Genomic DNA, 5,785 nt, shown 5'->3' with positions numbered 1-5,785 from the left:
CCCCCCTCATCCTACGATGGCAGCGTCGTCACGGCAATTTTTCGAGGTGCCCATTGATTATATTTTGCAAACCTGACGAAACGTAAAAAAATCGCAGCACGCCCACAGGATCGTTGACAACGTATACATTAAGGAAAGATGATTTTATCGGGGACAGTACCCCATCCTGGGGAGGAGATCTGATGAAACGTAGAACCATTCTACATGGTTTGACTGCGCTTATTTCCACAACGGCGCTAATGGCGCCATTGGCTGCGCATGCCGAATATCCCGAACGACCGATTGAGATGGTGGTGCCTTGGGCGGCGGGCGGTGGCACAGATGCCGTCGGACGCATTTTTGCCCAAATGCTGCAAAAAGAGCTGGGCAAACCAGTCAATGTGGTGAACCGCACGGGTGGTTCGGGCGTGGTTGGCCACTCGGCCATCGCGAATGCCAAGCCAGACGGCTATACGATCGGTGTCGTGACCATTGAAATCGACATGATGCATTGGCAAGGCCTGACTGATCTGACCCATGAGAATTTCGATTTTCTGGCCATGGTCAATGCAGATCCGGGCGGGCTGATGGTGGCCAGCGATGCGCCCTGGCAAACCGCGGTCGAGCTGCGTGACACGATCAAGAACGACCCGCCGGGCACCATCAAGGCCTCGGGGACGGGACAGGGCGGGATCTGGCATCTTAACCTTTTGGGCTGGCTGATGTCCGAGGGCATCCCGGTGCAAAACATCTCATGGGTGCCCAGCCAAGGTGCAGCAGCAGGGCTGACCGATATGGTCGCGGGCGGCGTGCAGCTGGTACCCTCTTCTTTGGCCGAGGGGCGCTCGCTGATTGATGCAGGCCGCGTGCGCGCGCTTGCCAGCATGTCGGACACACGCCAAGAGGTCTTTCCCGACGTTCCGACCCTGAAAGAGGCAACCGGATCAGACTGGCAGCTTTCGGTCTGGCGCACGATTGCCGCGCCCAAGGATATGCCCCCCGAAGTGCGGGCGCGTTTGGTCGATGCGCTGGAAAAAGCCTATAATAGCCCGGAATATCAGAACTTTATGAAAGAGCGGGGCTTTGGCCTGCGCTGGGGCGGGCCAGATGAAACCGCCAAAGTTGTCGCTGATGACGACGCCCGCTTGGGGGCGATCATGAAAGAAGCCGGTTTGGCGAAATAAGACAGGGGCCGCGCTGAAGCGTGGCCCCCTTTTTCCCATCTGAGGGGCAAAAGATGAAATTAGGAAATCTGGGACTGGGCGTGATCGTCCTGCTGGCAGGCATATTGCTGTTTCTAAGTTCCTTGCAGTTCTCGCCATTGCCTGGCCAGAAATACGGGGCCGAAACGCTGCCGCGCGTCATTTCCTTCATGGCGTTAACCGTGGGGGCATGTCTGTGCTTTCAGGGCACCAAGGAAGCGGGCACGGCGCGCTTTGCCGCTTTGACCGACTGGGGCAAAAGCGGTCGAATTTGGGCAAAGCTGGCTGCAGCTTGTCTGATGGTCGTGGCCTATATCGTAGTGCTGAATGTGCTGGGATTTACTCTGGCCAGCTTTGCGCTGGTGCTGGGAATGATGCTGCTGATGGGCAATCCACCACTGTTTTCGCTGCTCATGTCGGTTGCGACGGTGGTGGTTTTGCAATTCGCCTTTGGCAAGCTTTTGTACGTGCCGCTGCCGCGCGGTGAACTTTTCTCGTTACCGTGGTAAGGACAAGATAAATGAGCACACTCGCCCATTCATTCGCCATGGTCTTTGACCCCTATGTCCTGATGGTCATGGTACTTTCGGGGCTGTTCGGCCTTTTTGTCGGCGCCGTCCCCGGATTGACCGCGACCATGGCCACGGCGCTATTGGTGCCGATCACCTTCTTCATGGACCCCGTGCCCGCGATCGCCGCGATTGTCACCGCATCAGCCATGGCGATCTTTTCCGGCGATATTCCCGGTGCGCTTTTGCGCATTCCCGGAACGCCCGCCAGTGCCGCATATGTGGATGATGCCTACCGCATGACCCGCGATGGCCAAGGGGCCGAAGCCCTTGGGACATTGCTGATCTTCTCGGTCATTGGTGGGATTTTTGGCACCATCGTGCTGATCGTCGCCTCACCCATACTGGCAGAGCTGGCGCTGAAGTTTTCCTCGTTCGAATATTTCTGGCTGGTTTTGCTGGGACTTTCTGCGGCGGTTTTTGTCTCGCCAGGTTCGGTTCTGCGCGGGCTGGTGTCGCTGATAATCGGATTGGTGGCTGCCTGCGTGGGGATGGATAACCCAACCGCCGAGCCACGCTATACCTTTGGCAATATCGACCTTCTTGGCGGTATTTCTTTCATTCCCGCCATGATCGGCCTTTTCGCCTTTGCCGAAGTGCTGCGCTATCTGGCGCGCGGGCATAAATTGCCGCCGCCCTTGCGCCCATCGACCAAGGGCATGATCACCAGCCAATGGCGTATCCTTAAGCGCTATCCCGTTCAGATGCTGCGCGGCAACGTGACCGGAACGGTCATTGGTGCCTTGCCGGGGGCAGGTGCGGATATCGCAGCGTGGATTTCCTATGCCATTTCCAAGCGCTTTTCGCGCGAGCCGGAAAAATTTGGCAAAGGCCATATCGAGGGGCTGGTCGAGGCTGGCGCTTCCAACAATGCGGCAGTCAGCGGCGCATGGATTCCGGCGCTGGTATTCGGAATTCCGGGCGATTCCATCACCGCAATCGTGATCGGTGTTCTGTACATCAAGGGCATGAACCCCGGCCCGATGATCTTTCTGAATCAGGCAGAGCTGATCAACGCCCTCTTTATCGTCTTTTTGTTGGCCAATATCATGATGATCGGATTGGGCTGGCTGGCGATTGTCACTTCGACCCGCATTCTGGCCGTGCCACAGCGCGTGCTGATGCCCATCATCTTGATGTTTTGCATCATCGGTGCCTTTGCGATCACCAACTCGATTTTCGGGATCATCCTGATGCTGTGCTTTGGGATCTTGGGCTTCCTGATGGAGGAAAGTGATATTCCGATCGCGCCGGCGATCCTTGGCCTTGTCCTTGGACCGCTCCTCGAGCAGCATTTCATTACCTCGATGATCAAGGCCGACGGCAATATGTTGGCATTTTTCGACCGGCCGATTGCGGCAGGGTTGGGGGTTTTGACCATCCTCGTCTGGCTGGCGCCCTTGGTTCGCAAGGCACTGATGAGTTCGCGAAGTGTCGCGGTCAACTAGCCCAACGTGAGCCCTGTCTTGCCCGTGGCCAATCACGGGCAAGCGCGCTAAATCCGCTTCGGATAATATCGTGGTGGTTATGAAAATACCTGCTTTGCCCCCAAAATCTGCCCTATTCGCGCCCCCCCAGCCGGAGGGTGGCGCACATGTCCCCTGCTGACAGTCGCAGCCAGCGCAAACATCTGTATCGTCAGACCGACTGGCTGCGTCCGGGTGTCGGGCGCAATGTCTCGGCACTGGGTGCGCGCGAGCGGGCCTATGCTGATCTGCGTTATCGGATTTTGACCGGCAGGCTTGCCCCCGGAACGACCCTGCTTGAAGCCGAGATTGCCGCGCTGCTTGGCCTGTCACGGACACCGGTACGCGAGGCGCTGATCCGCCTTGAGGAAGAGGGGCTGATCGATATCCGCCCGCGCCGGGGCGTCACCATCAGACCCTTGGGGCTGCAGGACATTGCCGATATTCTGGATATTTTTTCCGCGCTCGAAGTGCGCGCGGTCGAGCTGGCCGCGGCACAGGGTCTGAGCCTTGAGCTGCTCGACGAGCTTGCCCAGATCCTGACCGAAATGGAGGGGGCGACGGCCTCAGGTGATATTCCGCGCTGGTCCGAGCTGGATGACCGCTTTCATTCCTTGATTGTGGCGGCCTGCGCCAACCCCCATCTGCAAGAAGCCATTGGCACCTATTGGGCACGCCAGTACCGCGCGCGCGTGATGGTGGTGGCGCTGCGACCGATTCCCAAGCAGTCGGATCTGGAACATCGTGGCATTTTGGCAGCACTCGCAGCAGGGGACCGGCTGTTGGCCCGACAGCTGCATCAAAAGCACCGCGACCGTGCAGATGCTGAGCAATTGGCGCTGTTGGCCAAGCATATGGGCACAAGCGGCGTGGCTTGAGCGGGCTTTTCCCGTTGCAACGCCGCCCCAAAATGCATCACCCTGACCGATAAGGCGCTGCAATATTTAACCAATCTTGCAAATATTTCTGGACGCATAGCGGTTGTGCCAGCATGATACGGGACAATCTGGCCCCGTTCTGACCGCACCCACGCTTCACGCTTGGCGCAATCATTATATGCCATATCTTAAGACAGCTTAAAAATTTCCGTAAAAGATCTGCCCGAATTTTCCCGGTAGGCTCCGGCAATCTTGCCAGTGCCGACGTGCACTTGCGATGGGAGGGGAGATTGCTTTGGAAACTGTTACCAACAAGGATGTAGTATCCGCCCGGCCAGAGGATGAGAAGCTTAGCCTCTTTGCAAATCTGGCTTATGGCATTCAGCATATTTTAACGATGTATGGCGGGATCGTCGCCGTTCCTTTGATCGTCGGACAGGCCGCAGGTTTGACCCCGGCTGAGATTGGCCTTCTGATCACCGCCTCACTTTTCGCAGGTGGTGTCGCAACTATTCTGCAAACCATTGGCGTGCCGTTCTTTGGTTGCCAGCTGCCTTTGGTGCAGGGGGTTTCGTTTGCAGGCGTTGCGACCATGATCGCCATCGCTGGCAATGGTGGCCTGCCCGCGATATTTGGCTCGGTGATCGCGGCCTCATTTCTGGGCCTGCTGATAACTCCGGTCTTTTCACGCATTACGCGCTTTTTTCCACCATTGGTGGCGGGGATTGTCATTACCACGATCGGTCTGACCCTGATGCCCGTCGCCGGTGGCTGGGCCATGGGCGGAAACCGCAATGCACCAGATTTCGGCAGCCAGTCGAATATTCTGCTGGCCGGTCTGACGATGGTGATCGTGCTTTTGCTAAGCAAAGTCGGTAATGCAGCGATCTCGCGCCTGTCGATCTTGCTGGCGCTGGTGCTGGGAACTTTGTTTGCCTATGTCACCGGCATGACGGATTTCTCGCAGGTGTCGCAGGGGCCGATCTTCTCGCTGCCGCAGATTTTCCACTTTGGCTATCCGACCTTTGGTTTTGCCGCGATCTTGTCGATGTTCATCGTGATCATGGTAACTTTGGTCGAGACCTCGGCTGATATTTTCGCCGTGGGTGACATCGTCGAAACCAAGGTCGATTCCAAGCGTCTGGGCGACGGGCTGCGCGCTGATATGCTGTCCAGCATGCTGGCGCCGGTTGTCGGCTCTTTCACGCAAAGTGCATTTGCCCAGAACGTCGGTCTGGTTGCCGTGACGGGCGTCAAAAGCCGCTATGTCGTGGCAACGGGTGGTCTGATCCTGGTGGCGCTTGGTCTGCTGCCTGTCATGGGCCGTGTGGTTGCTGCAATCCCCAGCCCGGTGCTGGGCGGCGCGGGCATCGTCTTGTTCGGCACCGTTGCCGCCAGCGGCATTCGCACGCTGTCAAAGGTCGATTACGTCAACAACATGAACCTGATCATCGTGGCAACCTCGATCGGTTTTGGCACGATCCCAATCGTTTTGCCGACCTTTTACCACCAGTTCCCGGCATGGGTTGAGACGATTTTCCACTCGGGTATCAGCTCTTCCGCGCTCATGGCGATCTCGCTGAACCTGTTGTTCAACCATTTCACCGCCGGAAACTCGGATGCGCCTTCGGTGTTCGGTGCCGCGGCCGAACGAACCTTGCGCTTTGCCGATCTGGCACCGCTTGAGGACG

Annotated in this window: 5 protein-coding genes; all 5 read left to right on the top strand. The window is 57.6% G+C overall.

What is annotated here, in order from left to right:
- Positions 1–182: 182 nt before the first annotated feature.
- Entirely contained in the window at positions 183–1,163 is a 981-nt protein-coding gene (locus RTS12_RS19790) for a tripartite tricarboxylate transporter substrate binding protein (RefSeq protein WP_312531708.1), read from the top strand.
- A 53-nt stretch (positions 1,164–1,216) separates the two neighbouring features.
- Positions 1,217–1,690, top strand: coding sequence for a tripartite tricarboxylate transporter TctB family protein (locus tag RTS12_RS19785; protein WP_312531706.1), 474 nt, complete (start codon positions 1,217–1,219; stop codon positions 1,688–1,690).
- A gap of 11 nt (positions 1,691–1,701) precedes the next feature.
- Complete coding sequence (locus RTS12_RS19780; protein WP_312531703.1) at positions 1,702–3,198, top strand: tripartite tricarboxylate transporter permease; 1,497 nt, start codon at positions 1,702–1,704, stop codon at positions 3,196–3,198.
- 146 nt (positions 3,199–3,344) lie between these two features.
- Positions 3,345–4,094: a GntR family transcriptional regulator gene (locus tag RTS12_RS19775; RefSeq protein ID WP_312531701.1), complete on the top strand. Its 750-nt coding sequence runs from the start codon at positions 3,345–3,347 to the stop codon at positions 4,092–4,094.
- A gap of 295 nt (positions 4,095–4,389) precedes the next feature.
- Positions 4,390–5,785 (top strand): nucleobase:cation symporter-2 family protein (locus RTS12_RS19770; protein ID WP_312531699.1); only part of this gene is annotated, 1,396 nt, incomplete at its 3' end.

The sequence above is a fragment of the Paracoccus sp. (in: a-proteobacteria) genome (genome assembly GCF_032007265.1).
Classification (GTDB): domain Bacteria; phylum Pseudomonadota; class Alphaproteobacteria; order Rhodobacterales; family Rhodobacteraceae; genus Paracoccus.
This window is presented reverse-complemented; position numbering and strand designations above follow the sequence as displayed.

Bases quoted from the DNA above. Each gene is read 5' to 3' on its own strand.
- RTS12_RS19790 (WP_312531708.1), top strand. From the start codon at position 183: ATGAAACGTAGAACCATTCTACATGGTTTGACTGCGCTTATTTCCACA.
- RTS12_RS19785 (WP_312531706.1), top strand. From the start codon at position 1,217: ATGAAATTAGGAAATCTGGGACTGGGCGTGATCGTCCTGCTGGCAGGC.
- RTS12_RS19780 (WP_312531703.1), top strand. From the start codon at position 1,702: ATGAGCACACTCGCCCATTCATTCGCCATGGTCTTTGACCCCTATGTC.
- RTS12_RS19775 (WP_312531701.1), top strand. From the start codon at position 3,345: ATGTCCCCTGCTGACAGTCGCAGCCAGCGCAAACATCTGTATCGTCAG.